Source organism: Meridianimarinicoccus sp. MJW13, from assembly GCF_014901205.1.
Classification (GTDB): domain Bacteria; phylum Pseudomonadota; class Alphaproteobacteria; order Rhodobacterales; family Rhodobacteraceae; genus Meridianimarinicoccus.
On sequence record NZ_JACNMU010000001.1, the window covers coordinates 245,310 to 267,408 of the forward strand.

General features: G+C 65.6%; 28 protein-coding genes and 1 tRNA gene. 19 read left to right on the forward strand and 10 right to left on the reverse strand.

Translation table 11 applies throughout. The features are described from left to right. The first annotated feature begins 86 nt into the window (after positions 1–86). The 4 genes from H8B03_RS01025 (at position 87) to cutA (ending at position 3,359) form a co-directional block, all read left to right on the forward strand. Complete coding sequence (locus tag H8B03_RS01025; protein ID WP_193139399.1) at positions 87–680, forward strand: GcrA family cell cycle regulator; 594 nt, start codon at positions 87–89, stop codon at positions 678–680. Between the two features lie 330 nt (positions 681–1,010). Beyond that, a complete protein-coding gene (locus H8B03_RS01030; protein ID WP_193139401.1) occupies positions 1,011–1,487 on the forward strand; it encodes a hypothetical protein in 477 nt (158 codons plus the stop codon). 139 nt (positions 1,488–1,626) lie between these two features. After that, entirely contained in the window at positions 1,627–3,030 is a 1,404-nt protein-coding gene (gene rimO / locus H8B03_RS01035) for a 30S ribosomal protein S12 methylthiotransferase RimO (RefSeq protein ID WP_193139403.1), read from the forward strand. After that, positions 3,012–3,359 (forward strand): divalent-cation tolerance protein CutA, encoded by a 348-nt coding sequence (gene cutA, locus H8B03_RS01040; protein WP_193139405.1) that lies wholly within the window; start codon positions 3,012–3,014, stop codon positions 3,357–3,359. The genes rimO and cutA overlap by 19 nt, the downstream gene beginning before the upstream one ends. On the opposite strand, the gene H8B03_RS01045 is transcribed toward cutA, so the two are convergent. Together H8B03_RS01045 and H8B03_RS01050 are read right to left on the reverse strand one after the other, a co-directional pair. Beyond that, a complete protein-coding gene (locus H8B03_RS01045) occupies positions 3,341–3,688 on the reverse strand; it encodes a YigZ family protein (protein ID WP_193139407.1) in 348 nt (115 codons plus the stop codon). The two genes, cutA and H8B03_RS01045, sit on opposite strands and share 19 nt — an antisense overlap. A 42-nt stretch (positions 3,689–3,730) precedes the next feature. Continuing rightward, complete coding sequence (locus H8B03_RS01050) at positions 3,731–4,024, reverse strand: DUF6455 family protein (protein ID WP_193139409.1); 294 nt, start codon at positions 4,022–4,024, stop codon at positions 3,731–3,733. Positions 4,025–4,208: 184 nt separating this feature from the next. Between H8B03_RS01050 and H8B03_RS01055 the strand changes: the two genes are divergently transcribed. Next, positions 4,209–4,496, forward strand: coding sequence for a hypothetical protein (locus H8B03_RS01055; protein ID WP_193139411.1), 288 nt, complete (start codon positions 4,209–4,211; stop codon positions 4,494–4,496). 49 nt (positions 4,497–4,545) lie between these two features. Here H8B03_RS01055 and H8B03_RS01060 read toward each other — a convergent pair whose 3' ends face one another. Then, positions 4,546–5,259 (reverse strand): M48 family metalloprotease, encoded by a 714-nt coding sequence (locus H8B03_RS01060; RefSeq protein ID WP_193139412.1) that lies wholly within the window; start codon positions 5,257–5,259, stop codon positions 4,546–4,548. Positions 5,260–5,416: 157 nt separating this feature from the next. Here H8B03_RS01060 and H8B03_RS01065 point away from each other — a divergent pair, with 157 nt between their 5' ends. Beyond that, positions 5,417–5,662, forward strand: coding sequence for a hypothetical protein (locus H8B03_RS01065; RefSeq protein WP_193139413.1), 246 nt, complete (start codon positions 5,417–5,419; stop codon positions 5,660–5,662). A 53-nt stretch (positions 5,663–5,715) separates the two neighbouring features. Here the strand turns inward: H8B03_RS01065 and H8B03_RS01070 are convergent, their stop codons facing one another. Then, complete coding sequence (locus tag H8B03_RS01070) at positions 5,716–5,946, reverse strand: DUF167 domain-containing protein (protein ID WP_193139414.1); 231 nt, start codon at positions 5,944–5,946, stop codon at positions 5,716–5,718. A 115-nt stretch (positions 5,947–6,061) separates the two neighbouring features. On the opposite strand from H8B03_RS01070, the gene H8B03_RS01075 reads away from it, so the two are divergent. Continuing rightward, a complete protein-coding gene (locus H8B03_RS01075; RefSeq protein ID WP_193139415.1) occupies positions 6,062–6,640 on the forward strand; it encodes a nitroreductase in 579 nt (192 codons plus the stop codon). Continuing rightward, a complete protein-coding gene (locus H8B03_RS01080) occupies positions 6,637–7,335 on the forward strand; it encodes an EI24 domain-containing protein (RefSeq protein ID WP_193139416.1) in 699 nt (232 codons plus the stop codon). The genes H8B03_RS01075 and H8B03_RS01080 overlap by 4 nt, the downstream gene beginning before the upstream one ends. Here H8B03_RS01080 and H8B03_RS01085 read toward each other — a convergent pair whose 3' ends face one another. From H8B03_RS01085 to mce, 3 genes are read right to left on the reverse strand one after another with little or no spacing between them, the layout of a single operon-like run. Next, positions 7,336–8,088 (reverse strand): VPLPA-CTERM sorting domain-containing protein, encoded by a 753-nt coding sequence (locus tag H8B03_RS01085; RefSeq protein ID WP_193139417.1) that lies wholly within the window; start codon positions 8,086–8,088, stop codon positions 7,336–7,338. Between the two features lie 55 nt (positions 8,089–8,143). Next, a complete protein-coding gene (locus H8B03_RS01090; RefSeq protein WP_193139419.1) occupies positions 8,144–8,428 on the reverse strand; it encodes a DUF1467 family protein in 285 nt (94 codons plus the stop codon). Positions 8,429–8,458: 30 nt separating this feature from the next. Further along, on the reverse strand, positions 8,459–8,863 hold the full coding sequence (mce, locus tag H8B03_RS01095; protein WP_193139422.1) for a methylmalonyl-CoA epimerase: 405 nt from the start codon (positions 8,861–8,863) through the stop codon (positions 8,459–8,461). Positions 8,864–9,001: 138 nt separating this feature from the next. Here mce and H8B03_RS01100 point away from each other — a divergent pair, with 138 nt between their 5' ends. The 4 genes from H8B03_RS01100 to gph all read left to right on the forward strand — a co-directional run bounded on the left by H8B03_RS01100 (position 9,002) and on the right by gph (position 11,879). Further along, positions 9,002–9,700 (forward strand): response regulator, encoded by a 699-nt coding sequence (locus H8B03_RS01100; RefSeq protein WP_193139424.1) that lies wholly within the window; start codon positions 9,002–9,004, stop codon positions 9,698–9,700. A 234-nt stretch (positions 9,701–9,934) separates the two neighbouring features. Next, on the forward strand, positions 9,935–10,630 hold the full coding sequence (gene rpe / locus H8B03_RS01105; protein WP_193139425.1) for a ribulose-phosphate 3-epimerase: 696 nt from the start codon (positions 9,935–9,937) through the stop codon (positions 10,628–10,630). 26 nt (positions 10,631–10,656) lie between these two features. Then, positions 10,657–11,214, forward strand: coding sequence for a thioredoxin family protein (locus H8B03_RS01110; RefSeq protein ID WP_193139427.1), 558 nt, complete (start codon positions 10,657–10,659; stop codon positions 11,212–11,214). Then, on the forward strand, positions 11,211–11,879 hold the full coding sequence (gph, locus tag H8B03_RS01115) for a phosphoglycolate phosphatase (protein ID WP_193139429.1): 669 nt from the start codon (positions 11,211–11,213) through the stop codon (positions 11,877–11,879). The genes H8B03_RS01110 and gph overlap by 4 nt, the downstream gene beginning before the upstream one ends. Before the next feature lie 35 nt (positions 11,880–11,914). Here gph and H8B03_RS01120 read toward each other — a convergent pair whose 3' ends face one another. Together H8B03_RS01120 and H8B03_RS01125 are read right to left on the reverse strand one after the other, a co-directional pair. Next, positions 11,915–13,873 (reverse strand): bifunctional 2',3'-cyclic-nucleotide 2'-phosphodiesterase/3'-nucleotidase, encoded by a 1,959-nt coding sequence (locus H8B03_RS01120; RefSeq protein ID WP_193139431.1) that lies wholly within the window; start codon positions 13,871–13,873, stop codon positions 11,915–11,917. A gap of 246 nt (positions 13,874–14,119) precedes the next feature. Then, positions 14,120–14,195 (reverse strand) — tRNA-Lys (locus H8B03_RS01125). A 95-nt stretch (positions 14,196–14,290) separates the two neighbouring features. Between H8B03_RS01125 and dapF the strand changes: the two genes are divergently transcribed. The 3 genes from dapF (at position 14,291) to H8B03_RS01140 (ending at position 17,080) form a co-directional block, all read left to right on the forward strand. After that, on the forward strand, positions 14,291–15,145 hold the full coding sequence (gene dapF, locus H8B03_RS01130; protein WP_226925626.1) for a diaminopimelate epimerase: 855 nt from the start codon (positions 14,291–14,293) through the stop codon (positions 15,143–15,145). Further along, positions 15,142–16,404 carry a tRNA (N(6)-L-threonylcarbamoyladenosine(37)-C(2))-methylthiotransferase MtaB gene (gene mtaB / locus H8B03_RS01135; RefSeq protein WP_193139433.1) on the forward strand — a complete coding sequence of 421 codons (1,263 nt, stop codon included), beginning with the start codon at positions 15,142–15,144 and terminating at the stop codon, positions 16,402–16,404. Before dapF ends, mtaB begins: the two co-directional genes overlap by 4 nt. A 64-nt stretch (positions 16,405–16,468) precedes the next feature. After that, the gene (locus H8B03_RS01140; protein ID WP_193139435.1) at positions 16,469–17,080 is read left to right on the forward strand and encodes a glutathione S-transferase; all 612 of its coding nucleotides are present in this window, start codon (positions 16,469–16,471) and stop codon (positions 17,078–17,080) included. Between the two features lie 58 nt (positions 17,081–17,138). Here H8B03_RS01140 and H8B03_RS01145 read toward each other — a convergent pair whose 3' ends face one another. Beyond that, positions 17,139–17,807 (reverse strand): outer membrane protein, encoded by a 669-nt coding sequence (locus H8B03_RS01145; RefSeq protein WP_226925627.1) that lies wholly within the window; start codon positions 17,805–17,807, stop codon positions 17,139–17,141. A gap of 289 nt (positions 17,808–18,096) precedes the next feature. On the opposite strand from H8B03_RS01145, the gene petA reads away from it, so the two are divergent. The 4 genes from petA (at position 18,097) to aroC (ending at position 22,084) form a co-directional block, all read left to right on the forward strand. Further along, a complete protein-coding gene (petA, locus tag H8B03_RS01150) occupies positions 18,097–18,660 on the forward strand; it encodes a ubiquinol-cytochrome c reductase iron-sulfur subunit (RefSeq protein ID WP_193139437.1) in 564 nt (187 codons plus the stop codon). A gap of 12 nt (positions 18,661–18,672) precedes the next feature. Next, positions 18,673–20,016, forward strand: a complete 1,344-nt coding sequence (petB, locus tag H8B03_RS01155; RefSeq protein ID WP_193139439.1) for a cytochrome b — start codon at positions 18,673–18,675, stop codon at positions 20,014–20,016. A 16-nt stretch (positions 20,017–20,032) separates the two neighbouring features. Beyond that, positions 20,033–20,824, forward strand: a complete 792-nt coding sequence (locus H8B03_RS01160) for a cytochrome c1 (RefSeq protein ID WP_193139441.1) — start codon at positions 20,033–20,035, stop codon at positions 20,822–20,824. Between the two features lie 153 nt (positions 20,825–20,977). Further along, complete coding sequence (gene aroC, locus H8B03_RS01165) at positions 20,978–22,084, forward strand: chorismate synthase (protein ID WP_193139443.1); 1,107 nt, start codon at positions 20,978–20,980, stop codon at positions 22,082–22,084. Positions 22,085–22,099: the final 15 nt, after the last annotated feature.

A 22,099-nucleotide genomic window follows, 5' to 3' on the forward strand; every position in this document is an offset into this window, starting at 1 on the left:
ATTAAAATAGGCATCTGCTGAATTTCTCCAAGGCGTCCGGGTCGACGGGCGCCTTCTCGTTTGACCCATGTCTGCAAGGTGGCCCCATGTCCTGGACCGAAGAACGCGTCGAGATCCTGAAGAAAATGTGGGCCGACGGCCAAAGTGCCAGCCAGATCGCCAAGGAACTGGGCGGGGTGACCCGCAACGCCGTGATCGGCAAGGTGCATCGTCTGGGCCTGTCCAACCGCAACACCGGTGCCGCGCCGGCCAAACCGGCGGAACCTGCGGCTAAACCCGCGCCTGCCGCCGAAAAACCGGCCGCCCCCGCCGCGGCGAAACCCGCGCCGCAACCGGCCGCCGCCGCGCCTGCCGCTGCAGCCCCCGCCTCGCCAGCACCGAAACCGGCCCTGCCCGCCCGCAAGGCGATCATTCCCGCCGGCCAGCCGCTGCCGCCGCAACCCTCGGCCAATGAAATCTCGCCCGAGGCCCTGGCCTCGCAGCGCGAGGTCGAGAAGAAGGCGCGCAAGCTGACCCTGATGGAGCTGACCGAACGCACCTGCAAATGGCCCATCGGCGACCCCGCAACCGAGGAGTTCTGGTTCTGTGGCCTGCCCGTGGAACAGGGCAAACCCTATTGCGAGGCGCATGTGGGCGTGGCCTTCCAGCCCATGTCCTCGCGCCGCGACCGGAAACGGTAAGGCGCCGGTCCGGCCCAAGAGCGGTCTCGCGAAACCCCGGTCCAACTCCGTTGGGACGGGACAGCCTTTCGGCGCAGGTCTGCGCAGCGCGAGGCCGCCCGCGACGCGGGCCGGACTGCAGACCTGTTCCGGGCGTTCGGCGGTGGACATTTCTGGCGTGCATCACAGCTCCACCCCTGCGCCGTTCTTCTTGGGAAAAATACTTCATTCCACGTCACAACGGGCGAGAATCGTGCATAGTCGAGGCACGCCCCGGGCAGAGAGTGGACCGGCGGGGCCGCGCGATCAGGATGGCCATTGGTCTGCTCCCCCCGAGAGAAAGTTCCCGGAATGAAACAGATCCTGACGACACTCACCGCCATCGCCCTGACAAGCCCGCTGTACGGCGCAGAGATCCTGCCGGCCAACGGCGTCTGGTCCGGCACATCCGCCTCGGAAGTCCACCAGATCAACGAAAACCACATGGTTCTTCGTTCGAACTCAGCCTACCAGAGTTTCGACCCCGCCAGCAACGGCAGCGCCATGGCCGGGATGAGCGGCACGTGCTACGGCGCGGTTGAAATGGCCCCGCCCATGGCTAACGGGACCGGGCATTGCGTGTTTTCCCGCGACGATGGCGATGCGATGTTCTCGCATTGGACCATCACCGCGCTGACTGCCGACGGTGCGGTAACCGGGACGTGGGCGGTCCTGGGCGGCAAGGGCGCGTTGGAAGGGGCTTCTGGCGGCGGGACTTTCGCCTCGGAGACCGACCCCGAAACCGGCGCCTTCCAGAACACCGTCACCGGGGCCGTTGCGGTCCCCTAGGACCAGATTGCATCGACAGGGGCGGCCATGGCTGGTCCTGTTCCCCGGTTTGGGATTGACCCGGTTTGGCACCCTAGCGGATCACGTCCCACGCGCGGCACACATTGCACCAGACCGCAGGCTTGCCTATAGCGCCCCCATGACCAGCAATCCGCCCAGCCTCCGCCCCGACCTTGCCCCGCGCGCCAGTTTCGATGGTGCGGCCCCCCGAGAGGGCCAGCCGACCATCGGCATGGTGTCCCTGGGCTGCCCCAAGGCGCTGGTGGACAGCGAACGCATCCTCACCCGGCTTCGGGCCGAAGGCTATGCGATCTCTCCCGATTACGCGGGGGCCAGCGCGGTCATCGTCAACACCTGCGGCTTTCTGGACAGCGCCAAGGCCGAGAGCCTGGAGGCCATCGGCGAGGCGCTGCATGAAAACGGCAAGGTCATCGTCACCGGCTGTCTGGGGGCCGAGCCCGAGTATATTACCGGCGCGCACCCTTCCGTCATGGCCGTCACCGGGCCGCATCAGTACGAACAGGTCATGGATGCGGTGCACAAGGCGGTGCCGCCCAGCCCTGATCCCTTCATCGACCTGGTGCCGGGGACCAGCGTGCAACTGACCCCGCGCCACTACGCCTATCTGAAGATCTCGGAAGGCTGCAATCACGCCTGCAAGTTCTGCATCATCCCCGACATGCGCGGCAAACTGGTGTCGCGTCCGGCTGCCGCCGTTCTGCGCGAGGCCGAGCGCCTGGTCACCGCCGGGGTACGTGAATTGCTGGTCATCAGCCAGGACACCTCGGCCTATGGCCTTGACCTGCGCCACGCCGCCAGCAGCTGGAAAGACCGCGAGGTTCGCGCTCATGTCACCGATCTGTCGCGTGAACTTGGGCAACTCGGAGCCTGGGTGCGGCTGCACTATGTCTATCCCTATCCCCATGTGCGCAACCTGATCCCGCTGATGGCCGAAGGTCTGGACGCGGGCGGCGGTGGCATCCTGCCCTATCTCGACATTCCGTTCCAGCACGCCCACCCGGACACGCTGAAGCGCATGGCCCGGCCTGCGGCGGCGGCGAGGACGCTGGACGAGATCGCCGCCTGGCGCGCCACCTGCCCGGACATCACCCTGCGCTCGACCTTCATTGTCGGTTATCCGGGCGAGACCGAGGCAGAATTCCAGACCCTGCTGGACTGGATGGACGAGGCCCAGCTCGACCGGGTCGGCTGCTTCCAGTACGAAAACGTCGCCGGGGCCCGTGCCAACGCCCTGCCCGACCATGTGCCGGCCGAGATCAAGCAGGACCGCTGGGACCGCTTCATGGAGAAGGCTCAGGCAATTTCCGAGGCCCGTCTGGCCGCCAAGGTCGGCACCCGCCAGAAGGTCATCGTCGACCTGGTGGAAGATGACGCCGCCACCTGCCGCACCATGGCCGATGCCCCCGAGATCGACGGCAACCTGTTCATCGACGAAGGTTTCGAAACCCTCAAACCCGGCGACATCGTCGAGGTCGAGGTGGATGAAGCCGGCGAATACGATCTGTGGGGCAAGCTCGTCTGATGGCCACGATCACCCTGCTCCGGGTCACCTGCCCCGACGACCAGAGCGCCCGCAGCATCGCCGGCGCCGCCCTGACGGCGCGCCTGGCCGCCTGCGCCAACCTGGGTGCCATCACTGCGGAGTTTCACTGGGAGGATGCCCTGAACAGCGAGACCGAGGTCGCCGCCCTGTTCAAGACCCGCCCGGACCTGGCCGCCCCGCTGGCCGAGCTGATCCGCAAGACGCATCCCTATGATCTGCCCGCGATCACCTGGTGGGAGGTGCAGACCGACGCCGCCACCGCCGGTTGGGTGGCGCAAGAAACCCAGGCTCACAGCGCGTCGAGGTAGACCCGTACCGCTTCCTGCACATGGCGGAAACGATCCCCGCCCAGATGCTTGCCGCCGTACCAGCGTGTGACCACGATCACATGGTCGCGCAGATCGGCGCGCTCCAGCATCCGCAGGATCACCATCCCGGCCCCGGATTCCCCGTCATCGGACTTGAGCGGCCCGTCCGCCAGCAGCACCCCCCATGTGTTGTGGGTGGCCTTGGCGTATTTCTTGGCCCGCTTCAGCTCTTTCAGAAAGGCCTCTACCTCGGCGCGCGAGGCTGCCGGGCCGCCGGACACCGCGTATTTCGATCCGCGATCGGTGATGACATTTTCGATCTGTCGCATGACCCCGTCCTGCCGCAAGGCACCGCCAGGGTCCAGCCTTGATCAGGCTTCGGGCGCGGTCGGCTCGGCCAGAGCGTCGAATTCCTGCTGGTTGAGACAGCTTCCCGGCACTTCGGCGCCGCCCGCATCCTGCATGGTCAGCCAGCGCGTGCACCCACCGTCGCGCTGCCAGTCGCAACCACGGCAGCGTTCCACCATTCCGGCCCACCCTTCGTGCGACAGGCGCCCTGCTTCCATGGCGTCCGCAAGGTCGACACCGGCAGCGCGCGCCATCTCCAGCACCAGCCAATAGTGGGTGATCGGATCGCCAAGCGGCTTGGGGCTGTGCAGGGTCATGGCCGGGTCCTTCGTTTGGTTGCCCGACGATGAAGCGGCCCATTTTGCCCGTCTACCTTGATGCAGGTCAAAATGATGCGGGAATCCCTGACCGATGCATCCGGTTTCATCGGGAATCCCTGACCATGCCCATTATTCGGGATCTGTTAACTTTCATGAAGACAAACGAGCAAGGATCACGACCATGGAAATCGCCGGCATCATGCTGTCTTGGAAAGACCTTCCCGGCCTTCTGGGTTTTGCGCTTTATGCCTGCAACTACGTGTCCCTGTGCTCGGGCCGCCTGAACGGGACCGAACTGCGCTACTTTGCCCGCAACGGGGTGGCCGCCACCCTCGTGCTGATCGGTCTGCACCTTGATTTCAACCTGGGCGCGGCGATGCTTCAGGTCTTCTACATCCTTGCCAGTGCTTCGGCGATCCTGACCCGCCTGCGCAAGCCCGCGCAGGCCGACGCCCCGGTGACCGGTTAGGGTCGGTGCGGCGCTCCCCCGCGCCGATCCCAAAGCGTAACGAGTTCCCTTAGTTCAGCCCCGCCGCCACCTGCCGCACCACCCGCTGACGATCGGCGTTGGGCGGGTGCGTGCCCAGGAACTGGTTTCCAGGATCGGGGATGCGCGCAAAATAGGCCGACCCGCGCACCGGATCATATCCCGCCTGATAGGCGATTACCGTGCCCAGGGCGTCGGCCTCCAGTTCATAGTTCTTGGAAAACGCCCGCGATCCTGCCAGCGCACCCAGATCCTGCGCCGCCTCGACCGAGGCCAGATCCCCCCCGCCCGCAGCCACGATGGTACCGGCAAGAATGGCACCCAGCACGGCGGTGTTGCTGGTGCGGGTCAGATGTCCGCGAATGTGGTGCGCTGCTTCATGCCCCAGAATGAAGGCCACCTCATCGGCATTGCGGGTCTCCTCCAGCAGCGGCTGGGTCACGATCAGCAAGGGCCGTCCCGTCTTGTCGACGGTCTGGAAGGCATTGGCGGGAACGCCGGGCCGCGTGTCCACGACGATGCGATAGTCGCATTGGGCCACGGCGCCGCTGCGCCGGCAGGTTTCCTCGGCGACCGGTTCCACCCGCCGCACGATGGCCGCGAAATTCACCTCCTGCGAAGGGGCGCGGGCCGGGGCGACGGTCGCGGGCGTGCCGGCCGTGCGCGGCACCGGGGTTGTCGAGGACGCGCAGCCCGCCAGCATCAGGATCAGCCCAGCAAGGCCCAGCTTGTGCCAGTTGTTCATCCCATCCTCCGTCGCGGTCGATCACCGCGCCATTGAAGCCTGAAACGCGCGGGCTTCACAATGGGGTCCCGGCCAACCCTGCGTCACCTGACAAACAGGGCTGGCCCCGCCGCCCGGCCCGGCCTAGCCTGTAAGGAAAACCAGCCGGAGCCTTGCCATGTTCTCCATCGAGCACGAATTCGACGCCACCGTCATCACCCTTGTGGACGATCAGGCCGGGCCGACCTCCGAAGACATTTCGGTGCAGGCCTTCGAGGATTGCGTCACGGTCGAACAATTCGACCCCCGCCGCGACGATGTTGTCCGCATCACCTTCACGCTGCGCCAGATCCAGGATCTCGCCGCCGCTCTTGATCTGCCCGAAGGCGTCTACCGGCTGAAACCCCGCACCGCCCCGGATTGAGTCTTCTTGGCGTAAATACTCCCGCCGGAGGCTCCCGCCCCCGCCGCCCGCGCCTAGATCAGGCGAAAGAGCTTGTCGCGGGACTTGGCGCCGCGCACCAGCTCCAGCCGTCCCGGCGCCACGCCCAGATGCTTGGCCAACAGCTTGCGCACGGCGGCATTGGCCTTGCCATTCTCGGGCGCCACGGTGACATAGACCCGCAGACCCGTCCCGGAGTCCTCGACCCGCGCCCGCGAGGCGCGCGGCGTCACCCGCACCTGCCATTGCTGCCCCGCTTGTGCCATTCTGCCCGCCCTTTGGCCCGATCTTTCCGCTTCCGGCCCGGCAAACCGGACCCGCCCCTTGCAACTGCGGCAAGAATTGCACAGGTCAGGGACAGACAAAACGCCGGACCCCTTGATGCCTGATCCAAATCCTCTCGTTCTCGACTTTCTTCTCACGCGGCGCTCGCGCCCCGGCAAGCTGCTGGCGGCCCCCTTCCCGACGCCGCAAGACCTGACGCCGATCCTCACCGCCGCCGCCCGCACCCCCGACCATGGCGCGTTGGAGCCGTGGCGGTTCATTGTGCTCACGGGTGCTGCCCTGCCCCGCATCGCCGGGGTGATCGAGGCGCGCGGCCCAGACCTGGGCAAAACCCCCGAGGATATCGACAAGCTTGCCGCCGTCTATCGCAGTGCGGGCTGCGTGGTGGCGGTGATCGCCAGCCCCAAGCCCTCGCCAAAGATCCCCGAGATCGAACAGACCTATTCCGCCGGGGCCGTCTGCCTGGCGTTGGTCAATGCCGGGCTGGCCGCAGGTTGGGGCGCCAACTGGCTGTCGGGCTGGATCTCGCATGATGCCGAATTCCGCACCCGCGCCCTGAACCTGGCCACGCACGAGCGGATCGCCGGGTTCATCCATCTGGGCACTGAACCGGCCGCCCCGCCCGAACGCCCGCGCCCGGACCTGTCTGCCATCACCAGTTGGGTGTCCGCATGATCTTCAGCGATTTTCTGAAGGCGCTTGGCCAATTGGGCGATCCGCGCTTCCGCCGGGTGCTGCTGTTGGGGCTGGGCCTGACCTTCGGGCTGCTGATTGCGGCCTATGTGGCGACGGTCTGGCTGGTGGGGGCATTGGTGCCCGAAACCCTGACCCTGCCCTTTGTCGGAGAGGTGGGCCACATCAGCGAGATCGCCTCGGGCTTCTCGCTGATCGCGGTCATGGGTCTGTCGGTGTTCCTGATGGTGCCCGTGGCCTCGGCATTCACCGGGTTGTTTCTGGACGACGTGGCAGACGCGGTCGAAGATCGCCACTATCCGCAACTGGCCACCGCACCACGGGCCGAGTTCCTCAAGGCGCTTGGCGATTCGCTGAAGTTTCTGGGCGTGATCGTGCTGGCCAACCTGCTGGCGCTGGTGCTTTACGCGGTATTTCCACCCTTCGCGCCCTTCATTTTCTGGAGCATGAACGGGTTCCTCCTGGGCCGGGAATACTTCCAGATGGTCGCCATGCGGCGGCTGTCACAGGCCGACGCCCGGCGGATGCGCCGCCGCCATTCGGTGCAGATCTGGCTGGCGGGCGCGCTGATGGCGGTGCCGCTGACCGTGCCGCTGGTCAACCTTCTGGTGCCGATCCTGGGTGCGGCCACCTTCACGCACTTGTATCATCGCCTGCGCGGCGAGGCCCGAAGCTGATCAACTGCCTGTTCTGCGCCCACGCACCACGGATAGCCCCGCCAGCGCGGCCAGCAACAGCAGGCCGGCTGCGGGCAGCGGCACGGCCTCAAGTTGCACTTCAAACGGTTTCGGCGGGTTCGAGAAATCGAACGGCCCCGGCCCGTGGAAGCCTTCCAGTTCGATCAGCCATCCCCGACGGGTGACGTTGTGGGAACTCCCCGGCGACAGACCAAACAGGGCGGTACCCTCGTCCAGCAGGAAATCGAGGAAATAGTCGTCTGAGACGGACTCGTGCGGCACCGATCCGCCGATGGCCCTGATCGTCTCGACCTGCGGATTGCCCGTGCCGCCCCCCGTCAGGCCCGAGAAATTGAACCGCGGCGCGACCGACGGAACCAGGTGCTGCACCCAGCCCGAGGCATCCACCTGCCGGTTGTTGCCCGCATTGGTGCTTTGCGTCAGCTTCAGGTACCCCTGCCAGTATTGCCCCACCCAACCCAGGGCGATGGCCGTGCCCGGCTGGATCCGGTCCCCTACAAACAGCGCCTTGACGTGGTTTGGCTCCTCGCACAGGTGTATCTCAAGGTGGATCGTCGTGCGCTGCTTCTGCGGTGGAATGAACGGCGAATCCTGCGTAAAACACTGCGGCAGCGACGCGGCGTCGAACACGACCGCCTGGGCTGGCGTCGATTGCAGCGCAACGGCAATAACCCCGGTCGCAAGACCAAGGCACATTGTTCGGAAGAATCTGGGTTTCCCTGTCCGTTTCATGATCTGTTCCCCCTGCGGGAAGCATAGCAGAAAACGGTCAGATTGTCGCCGGGTGCTATTCGGCCCCGGCCACCGGCGGCATCCGTCCCATCACGTCGAAATCGCGCACGGTGATGGTTTCGGTGACGATGACCGTGAAGATCACGACCCACAGCCCCACCGCCCAGATCGTGGTGAGCCGCGCCTTGCGCCCGATGGCCGGGTTGGTGGGCGCCGACGAAGGGGTGCCCGGCACTACCTTGCCGCTTTCACCCTGCGTGGTCAGACGCAGGGGCAGCACGACGAAGAACACCATGAACCAGATCACGGCAAACAGGACGATGGCAGAGGTGATGGACATGTGTCCGCGCTCGCTTTCCTAGGGGTCCGGTCAGACCTGTTCCAGTTCGACCAGACAGCCGTTGAAATCCTTGGGATGCAGGAACAGCACCGGTTTGCCATGGGCGCCGATCTTGGGCTCTCCAGATCCCAGCACCCGCGCGCCCGAGGCTTTCAGATGATCCCGGGCGGCCAGGATGTCCTCGACCTCATAGCACACATGGTGGATGCCGCCCGAAGGGTTCTTTTCCAGGAAGCCGTTGATCGGGCTGTCCTCGCCCAGCGGGTACAGCAGTTCGATCTTGGTGTTGGGCAGTTCGATGAACACCACGGTCACGCCGTGATCGGGTTCGTCCTGCGGCGCGCCGACCTTGGCGCCCAGCGCATCGCGGTACTGGGCCGAGGCCGCCTCCAGATCCGGAACGGCAATGGCAACATGGTTCAAGCGACCGATCATGGCAGTATCCTCCAATGGGTTTTGCGGCTTATCCCGTGCCGGACCGGGGCAGGCAAGGCAACCGAGCGTCGCAGCCGCCTTAACCCAGCGTTCACCATGGCGGGTCTTTTCTGGGTGCAGCCAGAATGGAGAAGAAGGATGACCCCAGCCCCTGCAAGACTGATCCCCACATCGGCCCGCCCCCTGTTGGGCCTGACCGTCATGGTGGTGGAAGACAGCCGTTTCGCCTCGGAAGCCCTGCGGCAGATGTGCCTGCACGGCGGCGCCCGGATCCGGCGCGCCGATTGCATTGCCTCGGCCCGCCGGCACCTGGCGGCCTATTTCCCCTCGGTCTCTATCGTGGACATGGGGCTGCCGGATGGCGACGGGGCCGAGCTGATCTCCGAAATTCGCCAACGCTGCGGCGACCTTGCCCCGGTGATCGCCACGTCGGGCGACCCCGACCGGGAAATGCCGGCGCGGCGGGCCGGGGCGCATGACTTCCTGCCCAAGCCGGTCGCAAGTCTTGGCCTGTTCGAACAGGTGATCCTGCGCCATCTGCCCGACAGCGCCCGCCCCAAGGGGCCACGCATCCTGCGACGGGAGTTGCCGATGCCGGACCGGGCCGCCCTGCGCGACGACCTGGATCACGCAGAACGGCTGTGCCGCGGCGAACCGGATACAGAAATGCGGACCTATCTGGGCGCCTTCGTGGCCGGGGTCGCCCGCTGTGCCGAGGATGAGTCGCTGGCCCGTGCCGCCGACGACCTGCCCGCCACTGCAGGTTCAGGCGCGCTGCGGCAGTTGCGGGCGCTGCTGCAGGACCGTTTGCGCAAGGAAACGCGCGCGCCGGTCTGACCCCTCACAGGCGGCAATCCGGGGTGCCAACGTGCCTCGACTGACGGAAACAGGCGCGGGGCCGCCCGGCGCGCATACCTCTGCCAGGGGTCGCAAACGGTCCTCACGGGCTGATTTGCGCCTCGCCCCTCTGGTCCTTGCCGTCTCGCAGCGGTATCGACACGGACAGAAGCCGGCTGCCATACTGCCGGATGTCCGCGGCCCGCTGCCGCCCCGGCCAGAGGAAGACCGACCATGTCATTCGACCGTTCGATCAAGATCGCTCCGTCGATCCTGTCAGCAGATTTCGCCAATTTCGGCGCCGAGATTCGTGCGATCGAGGATCAGGGCTGCGACTGGGTCCATGTGGATGTCATGGATGGCCATTTCGTGCCCAACCTGACCTTCGGCCCCCCCGCCGTCAAAGCCTTCCGTCCGCATGTGAAAACGGTGATGGACGTGCACCTGATGATCGCGCCGGTCGATCCCTATATTGACGCCTATGCCGAGGCCGGGGCCGACATCCTGACCGCGCATGTGGAAGCCGGCCCGCATATCCATCGCACCCTGCAGGCCATTCGCGGTGCCGGCATGAAGGCAGGCGTGGCCCTGAACCCCGGCACCCCGGCCGAGGCCGTCGCCCATGTGCTGGACCTGACCGACCTGATCTGCGTGATGACCGTGAACCCCGGCTTCGGCGGTCAGAAGTTCATCGACATGACAGGCAAGGTGCGCCAGTTGCGCCAGATGATCGGCGACCGCCCGATCCATATCGAGATCGACGGCGGCGTGACCACCCAGACAGCCCCGCTGGTGGCCGCCGCCGGAGCCGATGTTCTGGTGGCCGGATCCGCCGTCTTCAAGGGCGGCTCGGTCGCGGCGCCTGAAGTCTACGGCACCAATATCGCCGCCATCCGCGATGCAGCCAGCGCCTCGGCAGCTTCGGCCTGACCCCCACCAGAAACTGGAGAAACGCCATGGCCACTGAAACCCCGGTTTGCAACTTTGGCTGGCCCGCGCCGGATTTCTCCCTGACCGGCACCGACGGGCAGACCCACACCCTGACCGATATCGCCGGTCCGAACGGGACGCTGGTGATGTTCATCTGCAACCACTGCCCCTTCGTGCTGGCGGTACTGGATCGCATCATCCGCGATGCCCGCGACCTGCAGGACCTTGGCGTCGGGGTTGTCGCGATCTGTTCCAACGATGCCACCTCCCACCCCGCTGACAGCTTCGAAAACATGCAGAAGATGGCCGTCGAAAAGGGATTTCCCTTCCCCTATCTGCACGACGCCGATCAGACCGTCGCCCGCGCCTTCGATGCCGCCTGCACGCCGGATTTCTTCGGCTTCAATGCTGATCTCAAATTGCAGTATCGCGGGCGGCTGGATGCCTCGCGCAACACGACCGGCCCCGCCGATCTGCGCCGCGATCTGTATGAGGCGATGAAACTGGTGGCTGAAACCGGTCAGGGGCCAAGCGATCAGATCCCGTCGATGGGATGTTCGATCAAGTGGAAGTCCGAGACGTGACAGCGGTCGTTTTTGATCTGGACGGCACCCTCGTCGACAGCGCCCCGGATCTGCATGCCGCGGCCCTGGCGATGCTGGCCGCCGACGGCCTGTCGCCGATCACCTTTGCCCAGACCCGCAGCTTCATCGGCAACGGCGTTCCCACGCTGGTCGCGCGGATCATGGCAGCGGTCGGCCTGCCCGAGGATCCGGACCGGCACGCCGACATGGTGGCGGGTTTCCTGCGGTCCTACAACGCCGCGCCCGCCGAACTGACCACACTGTATCCCGGCGCCCTGCGCGCCTTGCAGCAGCTGGAAGCCCTCGGCTGCCCGATGGCGTTGTGCACCAACAAGCCCGAGGCCCCGGCGCGGGCGATTCTGGCCAGTTTCGGCTTGTCGCGCTTCCTGCCGGTCGTCATTGGCGGCGACACGCTGACGGTGAAAAAGCCCGACCCGGCACCGTTGCGCGCCGCATTGGACCGCTTGGGCGTCGAGGGCTGCCTTTACGTCGGCGACAGTGAAGTGGATGCGGCGACGGCGCAGGCAAGCGGCCAGCCCTTCGCGCTTTATTCAGGGGGCTATCGCAAATCGCCGGTGGCCCAGATCCCCCACCAGCATCTGTTCGATCATTTCAAGGCGCTGCCGGGCATCGTCGAAACCGCCCTGCGCCTGCCGGCTGCATGAAAGGGGCTGCCACCGGCCCCTTTCCGCAGATCCTGTCACAAGGTGATGCGGAACCGCGCAAAGCCTGTGTCGGCCATGCCCGCTTCCTCGATGGTTACACCCGGCACTTCCGCGGCATAGGCGGCCCCGTTTGGCCCGGTCTCGAAGATCACCGTCGCGCCATCCACCGGCGCAAAGCGCCAGTTGCCATCGGCGCGCGGGCTGACGGTGCCCTTCTCGACGATATAGCGCACGATCACGTCCCGGTTGGTATCAGGGCCTTCAAACACCAGCGTGTCGTCATTGGCGCCGGGGAAGTTGCCGCCGCCACCAGCCCGGTAGTTGTTGGTCGCGACGATGAACTCCTGCGCCGGATCAATGGGCTGCCCGTCGAACATCAGGTTCACGATGCGGCTGGCCTCGGGATTGATCAGGTTGCCCTTGCTGTCGAACTTCGACGGCTGTGACAGGTCGATCTGGTATTCCACCCCGTCGATCACGTCGAAATTGTAGCTGGGGAAATCGGGATTCAGCAGCGGCGCATCCTGCGCCCCAACGTCGACCTGATTGAACATCCCGGCCGAGCGTTCCAGCCAGTCCTTGACCAGCGCCCCGGTGATCCGAACCGCACGCACGGTGTTGGGATAGAGATACAGGTCGGCAACGTTCTTGATGGCGACATCGCCCGCCGCCACGTCGGTGTAATACTCCGGCCCGCCGCGCCCCCCGGCCTTGAATGGGGCTGCCGCCGACAGGATCGGCAGGCCCTCGTGTTCGGTGCCCGCCATCATCTGCGCGATGTACCAGATCTGGGCGTTCGACACGATCTGCACCGAGGGATCATCGGCCACCAGCGCGAAATAGCTGTGCAGCGGCGCGTCGGTCTTGCCGACGGCCCGGCGCACATAGGCCAGGGTTTCATCATGCTCGATCTGCGCGGCGGCCAGAACCGCCGGCACATCCTCGGCCAGCGCGGTGGTCGAACGATCCTCGTTGCGTTTGTAGATCGGACGCGCTTCGGAGACATGCGACAGCACCCGCCAGCCAGCGCCGTCGCGCTCCAGCATCAGGTCGATCAGCCCCATGTGAGAGCCCCAGAACCCGCCCATGGTGGCCGGCTTGCCCATCAGCGTGCCCTTGTCGGCATCGACGCCGGCAAACTCGGCAAAGGTAGAGGACGGGAACACCAGGTGATTGTGCCCGGTCAGGATCGCGTCGATCCCTTCGACCGCCGCCAGCGGCACCGAGGCATTCTCCATCCCGTCCGACGCGTCTGCCGCTCCGATGCCCGAATGGCTGAGCGCGATGACGATGTCGGCCCCCTCCTCGCGCATTTGCGGCACCCAGGCGCGGGCGGCTTCCAGAATGTCGCGGGCCGAGACATTGCCTTCCAGATGGCGACGATCCCAGGTCATCACCTGCGGCGGTACGAAGCCGATGAACCCGATCCGGATCGGATGGGTGTCGCCCGCGCCATCGACGACCTCGCGCTCGACGATCACATAGGGGGGCAGGAAGGTCTCGTCCTCGCGTGGGCTGGCGCCCAGCGACTTCGAGATATTGGCGCAGACCACCGGGAAATTCGCCCCGGCCAGCGATTTCACAAGGAAGTCGAGCCCGTAGTTGAACTCGTGATTGCCAAGGGTCGAGGCATCGTAGCCAAGGGTGTTCATGGCGGCGATGATCGGGTGCGTGTCGCCCTCCTTCATCCCGCGCTCATAGGCGATGTAGTCGCCCATCGGGTTGCCCTGCAGGAAATCTCCGTTGTCGAGCAGCAGCGCGTTGGTCGCCTCGGCCCGGATGCCGTTGATCAGATCCGCCGTCCGCGACAGCCCGACCTGGTCGGTGGGACGGTCGGAATAATAGTCATAGGGGAAGACATGCACATGCAGATCGGTGGTTTCCATGATGCGCAGATGCGCCTGGTTGGCAGCGGCCCGGACCGAGAAAGGATGCAAGGCAATCATGCCCGCCGTACCGGCCAGAAATCCGCGACGGGTGAGAGTCAGTGACATTGGGAGCCCCTATCTTTTGGAAAGTCGTGGGCCAGCCTAGCACTAAGAACGAGTCGTGACAGCCTTGAGTTCGAGCGGCATGTCGTTTGGCCGGACACGGGGGTCGGTCGTTGGCTGGCAAGGGTGTGCCCGGACCGCACACACCCAGCCCCGACAGCCCCTTTGGGTCAGTCTGGCCAGCGCGCGTTTCAACTTTGGCAGAAAAACCAAGGGCTCGGACGTTTCCGTCCGAGCCCTTGGTGCAAGTGGTGAGCCGTGCAGGATTCGAACCTGCGACCCACTGATTAAAAGTCAGTTGCTCTACCAACTGAGCTAACGGCCCACTTGAGGCTCCTCCTATAAATCCCCACCGGGGGGGTCAAGCAGCTTTTCCGACTTTTTTCGCGGCATCTTTATTTTTTTCCGGGGCGGGTCTATATGCCCGCGATGATGAACAGTTCCCCTGAGTTTCCGGCCGCCCTGCCCTTCGTGAAGATGCACGGGCTGGGCAATGATTTCGTGGTCGTCGATACCGCGCAAAGCGGAATGCCGGTGACCCCGGCGCTGGCGCGGGCCGTGGGCGACCGCCATCGCGGCGTGGGGTTTGACCAACTGGCCGAGGTTCTGCCCAGCGCGCGGGCCGATCTGAAGCTGCTGTTCTGGAATTCCGACGGCTCGCGCTCGGGCGCCTGTGGCAATGCCACCCGCTGCGTGGCCGAGCGGGCCATGACGGCACGCGGCGCCGACAGCCTTGTCATTGAGACCGAACGCGGGCTGCTGTCGGCCAGACGCGGGGCCGAAGGCATGGTGTCGGTCAACATGGGCCAGCCACAACTGGACTGGCGCGAGATCCCGCTGGCCCGCGACGTCGATATCATGGCGCTGCCCCTGCCCGGTCGCCCGGCCGCCGTGGGCATGGGCAATCCCCATTGCATCACCGTGGTGAGCGATGTCGCGGCCGTGGCGCTGGAAGAGATCGGCCCGAAGCTGGAACACGACCCGCTGTTTCCCGAACGCACCAACGTCGAATTCATCGAACACCGCGCCGACGGCACCCTGCGTATGCGGGTCTGGGAACGCGGCGCAGGCGTGACGCTGGCCTGCGGGTCCGGTGCCTGTGCGGCAGCGGTAGCCGCCCACAAGCTGGGGCTGACCGAGCGCGAGGTTCGGATCGAGTTGGACGGCGGTTGGCTGATCATCGACTGGCGCGAGGATGGCGTCTGGATGACCGGCCCCACGGCCGAGGTATTTTCCGGCACCCTGTCGCCCAGCCTGCTGGCGGCGCTGTCATGACCGCCAAACCGCCGGTATTCTCGACCCACGGGTGCCGCCTGAACGCCTATGAAACCGAAGCCATGAAGGATCTGGCGGCACAGGCCGGGCTGGACGATGCGATCATCGTCAACACCTGCGCGGTCACCTCGGAAGCGGTGCGCAAGGCCCGGCAGGACATTCGCCGCCTGCATCGTGACAACCCGCACGCGAAGATCATCGTCACCGGCTGCGCGGCGCAGACCGATCCCGAAAGCTTTGCCGAAATGGCCGAGGTCGCGCGCGTCATCGGCAACACCGAGAAGATGCAGCCCGAGACCTGGGCCGGGCTGGCCGGGGCCGACTGGATCGGCGAGACCGAGAAGGTTCAGGTCAACGACATCATGTCGGTGCGCGAAACCGCCGGCCACCTGATCGATGGTTTCGGCACCCGCTCCCGCGCCTATGTGCAGGTGCAGAACGGCTGCGATCATCGCTGCACCTTCTGCATCATCCCTTTCGGGCGCGGCAACTCGCGTTCGGTGCCCGCAGGCGTGGTGGTCGATCAGATCACCCGGCTGGTGGACAAGGGCTATAACGAGGTGGTGCTGACCGGGGTAGATCTGACCTCCTGGGGCGCCGATCTGCCGGGCGGGCCGCGTCTGGGCGATCTGGTGCGGCGCATCCTGAAGCTGGTGCCCGACCTGTCGCGGCTGCGCATCAGCTCCATCGATTCGATCGAAGCCGACCCGGCGCTGATGGAAGCCATCGCCAGCGAGCCGCGCCTGATGCCGCATCTGCACCTGTCATTGCAGGCGGGCGACGACATGATCCTGAAACGGATGAAACGCCGCCACCTGCGCGACGACGCCATCGCCTTTTGTGAAGAGGCCCGCCGCCTGCGCCCCGACATCACCTTCGGCGCGGATCTGATCGCCGGTTTCCCGACCGAGACCGAGGCGATGTTCGAAAACTCGTTGAAACTGGTCGACGATTGCCACCTGACCTGGCTGCACGTCTTTCCCTATTCGCCGCGTCCGGGCACCCCGGCGGCGAAAATGCCCCCCGTGAACGGCCGGGCCATCAAGGAGCGCGCGGCGCGTCTGCGGGCGGCGGGCAGCAGCGCCGTGAACCGGCATCTTGAGGCGCAACTGGGCCGCGCCCATCCGGTACTGATGGAGGCGCCCGATCTGGGCCGCACCCCGCAATTCGCCGAGGTGCGCTTTGCCACGGCCCAGCCCGTGGGCCAGATCGTGACCGCCCGGATTTCCGGCCATGACGGAAGCCGCCTCGCCGCCTGACTTGAGGAACCGCTCATAGCGGCCTAGGGTTTGCGCGACTGCCCAACCAGAAGGAACGCGCCCCATGCGTCTGCACGGCTCCCACACTTCGCCCTTTGTTCGCAAATGCCTCGTGCTGCTGCACGAGACCGGCCAGATCGACAGCATCGAGCTGGTTCAGACCGGCGGCACCCCGCTCGACAGCTCGGCCATGCCGCTGGCCCAGAACCCGCTGGGCAAGATCCCGGTGCTGGAACGCCCCGAGGGTCCGGCGCTGTATGACAGCCGCGTCATCACCCAGTACCTCGACCATCGCGCCGGGGCCCGGCTGTACCCCGAGGCCCCGCACCTCTGGGACGTGCTGACGCTGGAAGCCACCGCCGATGGCATGCTCGATGCCGCCGTCACCATGGTCTACGAGGATCGCATCCGCCCCGAGGGCACCTCGGTCGCCGCCCTGAAGGATGCCTGGTGGGCCAAGATCGCCCGGTCGATCGACGCACTGGAAGCGCGCTGGATCGGCCATCTGGCCGGACCGATGACCATGGGGCAGATCGCCATGGGCTGTGCGCTCGGCTATCTGGACTTCCGCCACGATGCCCGCAACTGGCGCGCCGACGCTCCGGCGCTGTCCGACTGGTACGCCGGTTTCGCCGAACGACCGTCGATGCAGGCCACGGTGCCACCTGCGGGCTGACACGAAAAAGCCCCCGGCCCTGCGACCGGGGGCTTGAAGCCTGCAAGGTGAAGAAGCCTCAGAACCGGAAACCGACCCCCAGGTTCAGCGCGTTGGTGACGATGTTGGTCTCCAGCTTGCCGCCGCCCTTCAGATCCGCCTTGTTCATCGAATAGGTGCCCTTGTATTCGCCGAAGACCGACCAGCTTTCGGCGAACGGATAGGACACGCCCGCCACCCATTGCACCGCGGGGCCGGTCACCTGGTAGCCAAAAGTCTTGCTGCCCGAGGATTCCACATCCACATGCGGGATCGCCACACCGGCGCCACCGCCCACATAGGGCGTCCACTTGCGCTCAAGGCTGGGAAAGCGGCGGAACACGTTGGCGGTCAGGATGTTCAACCCGTCGGTAAACTCCAGCCGTTCGAATCCGCTTTCGTCGAGGGTTTCGTCGTCGGCGTAAACCTTGGCGTGGTTGAAATCGACCCCGAAGCCCAGAACCTCGTCGCGCCACCAGATCCCGCGCACGCCCCAATAGGGCGGCGCCTCGAAGGACTTGCCGTCCCATCCGGCGGTAAAGTTGAAATCGCCGACGCCGTTCGGGTCGGACCCTTTGACGGTGCTGTGCGGGGACGTCTGGAACCCACCGTAGGCCTGCAATTCGAACTCGGCCGCCGCGGGCAACGCGGCCATCGACAGGGCGAAGCCCACGATCGGGGCGGCGAGAAGCGTAGAGATCTTGCGCATGTCTGGTTCTCCGACCCCCGATGTGTCGCGGCGCGACGATCCGGGAGCATGGGCGAGGCGTGAAATTGATCTTGGAATTGGCAGTCAACCGGCGCCGGTGCAATCCCCTTTCACGAAATGTGCTCTTTTGAGACCGCAAACATGGCATTTCTGCGGCATTTCGCCCGTCATGCGCTAGATTGTCCGCTGGACCCGTCCCGGGCAGAGGTCTACCTACCGGCGGTGAGGCTGCGTAATATGCGGCCAGGGTTTGCGTCGGTTATTCCGACGAAAATGATGGAGAATTTCCGTGTCCCACGCAGAAGATCACGAAGGCACCCGCCGGGATTTCCTTTACTACGCGACCGCCGGGGCCGGTGCGGTTGCAACCGGCGCGGCTGTCTGGCCGCTGGTCAACCAGATGAACCCCAGCGCCGACGTTCAGGCGCTGTCGTCGATCCGCGTCGACATCAGCGGTGTTGAAAGCGGCACCCAGATCACGGTTCAGTGGCTGGGCAAACCGGTGTTCCTGCGCCGTCGCACCGAAGAAGAAATTGCCGAGGCCCAGGGCGTCGAAATGAGCGAGCTCATCGACCCCTTCGCCCGCAACTTCAACCTCGACGCCTCGACCGATGCCGAAGATGCCAACCGCGCGCTGGACGAAAGCGGCGAATGGCTGGTGATGATGGGCGTCTGCACCCACCTGGGATGTGTCCCGCTGGGCGATGGCGCCGGTGACTACGGCGGCTGGTTCTGCCCCTGCCACGGGTCGCACTACGACACCTCGGGCCGGATCCGTCGCGGACCCGCACCCGAAAACCTTCATGTTCCCGTCGCCGCCTTCGCCGACGAAACCACTATCAAACTCGGCTAAGGGAGAGCCCGCATGTCCGGAATTCCTCACGACCATTACGAGCCGTCGACCAAAGCTGAGAAGTGGGTGGAAAGCCGCCTGCCAATCATCGGCCTGCTCTATACCACCCTGATGATCCCCACTCCGAAGAACCTCAACTGGATGTGGATCTGGGGCATCGTCCTGGCCTTCTGCCTGGTGCTGCAAATCGCCACCGGCATCGTGCTGGTGATGCACTATGTGCCGTCCGAAAGCGCGGCCTTTGCCAGCGTCGAGCATATCATGCGCAACGTGAACGGGGGCCACATGCTGCGCTACCTGCACGCCAACGGCGCATCGCTGTTCTTCGTCGCGGTCTATCTGCACATCTTCCGCGGCCTGTTCTACGGGTCGTACAAGGCCCCCCGCGAGATCACATGGATCATCGGGATGCTGATCTACCTGTGCATGATGGGCACCGCCTTCATGGGCTACGTTCTGCCCTGGGGTCAGATGTCCTTCTGGGGCGCGACCGTGATCACCGGCCTGTTCGGCGCCATCCCCTTCATCGGCGAACCGATCCAGACCTGGCTGCTGGGCGGACCGGCGGTGGGCGGCTATACGCTGAACCGCTTCTTCTCGCTGCACTACCTGCTGCCCTTCGTGATTGCCGCCCTCGTGGTGGTGCACATCTGGGCCTTCCACACCACGGGAAACAACAACCCGTCGGGCGTGCCGGTGCGGACCGACAGCAAGGACTCGGTCAAGAAAGACACCCTGCCCTTCTGGCCGTACTTCGTGATCAAGGATGTGTTCGCGCTGTCCTTCGTGCTGGTGATCTTCTTCGCCATCGTCGGCTTCATGCCGAACTACCTGGGCCACCCGGACAACTACCTTGAAGCCAACCCGCTGGTGACGCCCGCGCACATCGTGCCCGAATGGTACTTCCTGCCGTTCTACGCCATCCTGCGCGCCTTCACCGCCGACGTCTGGGTCGTTCAGATCGCCAACTTCCTGTCCTTCGGCATCATCGATGCCAAGTTCTTCGGGGTTCTGGCCATGTTCGGCGCCATCGCGGTGATGGCCCTGGTGCCCTGGCTCGACACCTCGTCGGTGCGCTCGGGTCGCTACCGCCCCATGTTCAAGTGGTGGTTCTACCTGCTGTGCTTCGACTTCATGGCCCTGATGTGGCTGGGCGCCATGCCCGCCGAAGAGCCCTATTCGTCGCTGTCGCTGATCGCCTCGGCCTACTGGTTCGGCTACTTCCTGGTCATCCTGCCGCTGCTGGGCGTGATCGAGAAGCCGGAGCCCCAGGTCGCCACCATCGAAGACGACTTCAAGGCCCATTACGGCAAAGCGAAATCGGCTGATGCCGCTGCCACGACCCCGGCCGAGTAAGAGGACTAGAGAACCCATGTTCAAGAAAACCGTTCTTGCATCGCTCGCTGCCCTGGCCGTTTCGGCCAGCGGTGCCCTGGCAGCCGGTGGCGGTGGCCATGTCCACGACTACAGCTTCTCGTTCGAAGGGCCGTTCGGTACCTACGACGAGCATCAGCTGCAGCGCGGCCTTCAGGTCTACACCGAGGTCTGCGCGGCCTGCCACGGCCTGAAATACGTCCCCCTGCGGACGCTGGGCGACGAAGGTGGTCCGGCCCTGCCGGAAGACCAGGTCCGGGCCTATGCCGCGCAGTGGGAGGTCTTCGATCCCGCGCTGGACGACTATCGCCCGGCCGCGCCGACCGATCACTTCCCCGGCAGCAACCTGGAAAACGCGCCCGACCTGAGCCTGATGGCCAAGGCCCGTGCCGGTTTCCACGGCCCGCTGGGCAGTGGTCTCAGCCAGCTGGTCAATGGCATCGGCGGTGCCGAATACATCGCCAGCCTGCTGGTCGGCTATACGGGCGAGGAAAAGGAACAGGCCGGAACGCTGTTCTATGAAAACGAGGTCTTCGCCGGCGGCTGGATCGCCATGGGCCCGCCGATCGAGGATGGTCTGGTGGAATACGCCGATGGCTCGCCCAACGATGCCGAATCCATCGCCCAGGACGTGTCCGCCTTCCTGATGTGGGCCGCCGAGCCCAAGATGATGGCGCGCAAGGATGCCGGCCTGACCGCCGTGCTGTTCCTGACCGTTCTGACGGTGCTGCTGTACCTGACCAACAAGCGCCTCTGGGCACCGGTCAAGAAAGCCGCCAAGGAAGACTGATCCGTCTTTCCCCCGCTCTTTCGAAACGCGCGTCCCTCGGGGCGCGCGTTTTGCATTGGTGGCCCGGCATGGTGGTCGCGCCCCGGAAACTGCAGCTTCCGGCTTGAGCCCCGCCCCCGCCCCGGCTAATCCATCGGGCAAAGGAGCCTGCGCATGTCCCTCAACACCTTCGGTCACCTGTTCCGTGTCACCACCTGGGGCGAAAGCCACGGGCCTGCCCTGGGCGCCACCGTGGACGGCTGCCCGCCGGGCGTGCCGATCGAGGCCGAGGCGCTTCAGGTCTGGCTCGACAAGCGCAAGCCCGGCACCTCGAAGTTCACCACCCAGCGGCGCGAGGCCGACGCGGTCGAGATCCTGTCCGGCGTCTTCGAGGGCCAGAGCACCGGCACGCCGATCCAGCTGATGATCCGCAACACCGACCAGCGGTCGAAGGACTATGGCGACATCGCCGAGAAGTTCCGCCCCGGCCATGCGGATATCACTTATTGGCAGAAATACGGCATCCGCGACTACCGCGGCGGCGGACGCTCTTCGGCGCGCGAAACCGCGGCACGGGTGGCCGCCGGGGGGGTGGCACGGGCGGCCCTGGCCACGCTGGTGCCGGATCTGAAGATCACCGGCTACATGGTGCAGATGGGGCCGCACAGGATCGACCGCGACCGCTTCGACTGGGACCAGATCGCGCAGAACCCGTTCTGGGTGCCCGACGCGCAGGCGGCGGAGGACTGGGCCGCCTATCTGGACGGGCTGCGCAAGGCCGGTGAAAGCGTCGGCGCGGTGATCGAACTGACCGCCAGCGGCCTGCCCGCCGGGCTGGGCGCGCCGGTCTATGGCAAGCTCGACACCGATCTGGCCGCCGCGATGATGTCGATCAACGCGGTCAAGGGTGTCGAGATCGGCGAGGGTATGGAGGCCGCCGCCCTGACCGGCAGCGCCAATGCCGACGAGATCTTCATGGGGCCGACCGGGCCGGAGTATTCCTCGAACCACGCTGGCGGCATCCTGGGCGGGATCTCGACCGGGCAGGACGTGGTGCTGCGCTTCTCGGTCAAGCCGACCTCCTCGATCCTGACCACCCGGCGCACGATCACCCGCGACGGCGAAGAGACCGAGATCATCACCAAGGGGCGCCATGATCCCTGCGTCGGCATCCGCGCGGTGCCGGTGGGCGAAGCGATGATGGCCTGTGTGCTGCTGGATCACCTGCTGCTGCACCGGGGCCAGAACGGCGAAGGCCTGCGCGGCCGGATCGGAACATAACAGCCGGGGGGCCAC

Bases quoted from the DNA above. Each gene is read 5' to 3' on its own strand.
- H8B03_RS01140 (WP_193139435.1), top strand. From the start codon at position 16,469: ATGCGTCTGCACGGCTCCCACACTTCGCCCTTTGTTCGCAAATGCCTC.
- H8B03_RS01065 (WP_193139413.1), top strand. From the start codon at position 5,417: ATGTTCTCCATCGAGCACGAATTCGACGCCACCGTCATCACCCTTGTG.
- H8B03_RS01030 (WP_193139401.1), top strand. From the start codon at position 1,011: ATGAAACAGATCCTGACGACACTCACCGCCATCGCCCTGACAAGCCCG.
- mtaB (WP_193139433.1), top strand. From the start codon at position 15,142: ATGACCGCCAAACCGCCGGTATTCTCGACCCACGGGTGCCGCCTGAAC.
- petB (WP_193139439.1), top strand. From the start codon at position 18,673: ATGTCCGGAATTCCTCACGACCATTACGAGCCGTCGACCAAAGCTGAG.
- H8B03_RS01145 (WP_226925627.1), bottom strand. From the start codon at position 17,807: ATGCGCAAGATCTCTACGCTTCTCGCCGCCCCGATCGTGGGCTTCGCC.
- H8B03_RS01025 (WP_193139399.1), top strand. From the start codon at position 87: ATGTCCTGGACCGAAGAACGCGTCGAGATCCTGAAGAAAATGTGGGCC.
- H8B03_RS01045 (WP_193139407.1), bottom strand. From the start codon at position 3,688: ATGCGACAGATCGAAAATGTCATCACCGATCGCGGATCGAAATACGCG.
- dapF (WP_226925626.1), top strand. From the start codon at position 14,291: ATGCCCGCGATGATGAACAGTTCCCCTGAGTTTCCGGCCGCCCTGCCC.
- H8B03_RS01100 (WP_193139424.1), top strand. From the start codon at position 9,002: ATGACCCCAGCCCCTGCAAGACTGATCCCCACATCGGCCCGCCCCCTG.
- H8B03_RS01160 (WP_193139441.1), top strand. From the start codon at position 20,033: ATGTTCAAGAAAACCGTTCTTGCATCGCTCGCTGCCCTGGCCGTTTCG.
- H8B03_RS01075 (WP_193139415.1), top strand. From the start codon at position 6,062: ATGCCTGATCCAAATCCTCTCGTTCTCGACTTTCTTCTCACGCGGCGC.
- aroC (WP_193139443.1), top strand. From the start codon at position 20,978: ATGTCCCTCAACACCTTCGGTCACCTGTTCCGTGTCACCACCTGGGGC.
- H8B03_RS01070 (WP_193139414.1), bottom strand. From the start codon at position 5,946: ATGGCACAAGCGGGGCAGCAATGGCAGGTGCGGGTGACGCCGCGCGCC.
- H8B03_RS01055 (WP_193139411.1), top strand. From the start codon at position 4,209: ATGGAAATCGCCGGCATCATGCTGTCTTGGAAAGACCTTCCCGGCCTT.
- mce (WP_193139422.1), bottom strand. From the start codon at position 8,863: ATGATCGGTCGCTTGAACCATGTTGCCATTGCCGTTCCGGATCTGGAG.
- H8B03_RS01085 (WP_193139417.1), bottom strand. From the start codon at position 8,088: ATGAAACGGACAGGGAAACCCAGATTCTTCCGAACAATGTGCCTTGGT.
- H8B03_RS01080 (WP_193139416.1), top strand. From the start codon at position 6,637: ATGATCTTCAGCGATTTTCTGAAGGCGCTTGGCCAATTGGGCGATCCG.
- H8B03_RS01110 (WP_193139427.1), top strand. From the start codon at position 10,657: ATGGCCACTGAAACCCCGGTTTGCAACTTTGGCTGGCCCGCGCCGGAT.
- rimO (WP_193139403.1), top strand. From the start codon at position 1,627: ATGACCAGCAATCCGCCCAGCCTCCGCCCCGACCTTGCCCCGCGCGCC.
- H8B03_RS01090 (WP_193139419.1), bottom strand. From the start codon at position 8,428: ATGTCCATCACCTCTGCCATCGTCCTGTTTGCCGTGATCTGGTTCATG.
- rpe (WP_193139425.1), top strand. From the start codon at position 9,935: ATGTCATTCGACCGTTCGATCAAGATCGCTCCGTCGATCCTGTCAGCA.
- H8B03_RS01050 (WP_193139409.1), bottom strand. From the start codon at position 4,024: ATGACCCTGCACAGCCCCAAGCCGCTTGGCGATCCGATCACCCACTAT.
- H8B03_RS01120 (WP_193139431.1), bottom strand. From the start codon at position 13,873: ATGTCACTGACTCTCACCCGTCGCGGATTTCTGGCCGGTACGGCGGGC.
- H8B03_RS01060 (WP_193139412.1), bottom strand. From the start codon at position 5,259: ATGAACAACTGGCACAAGCTGGGCCTTGCTGGGCTGATCCTGATGCTG.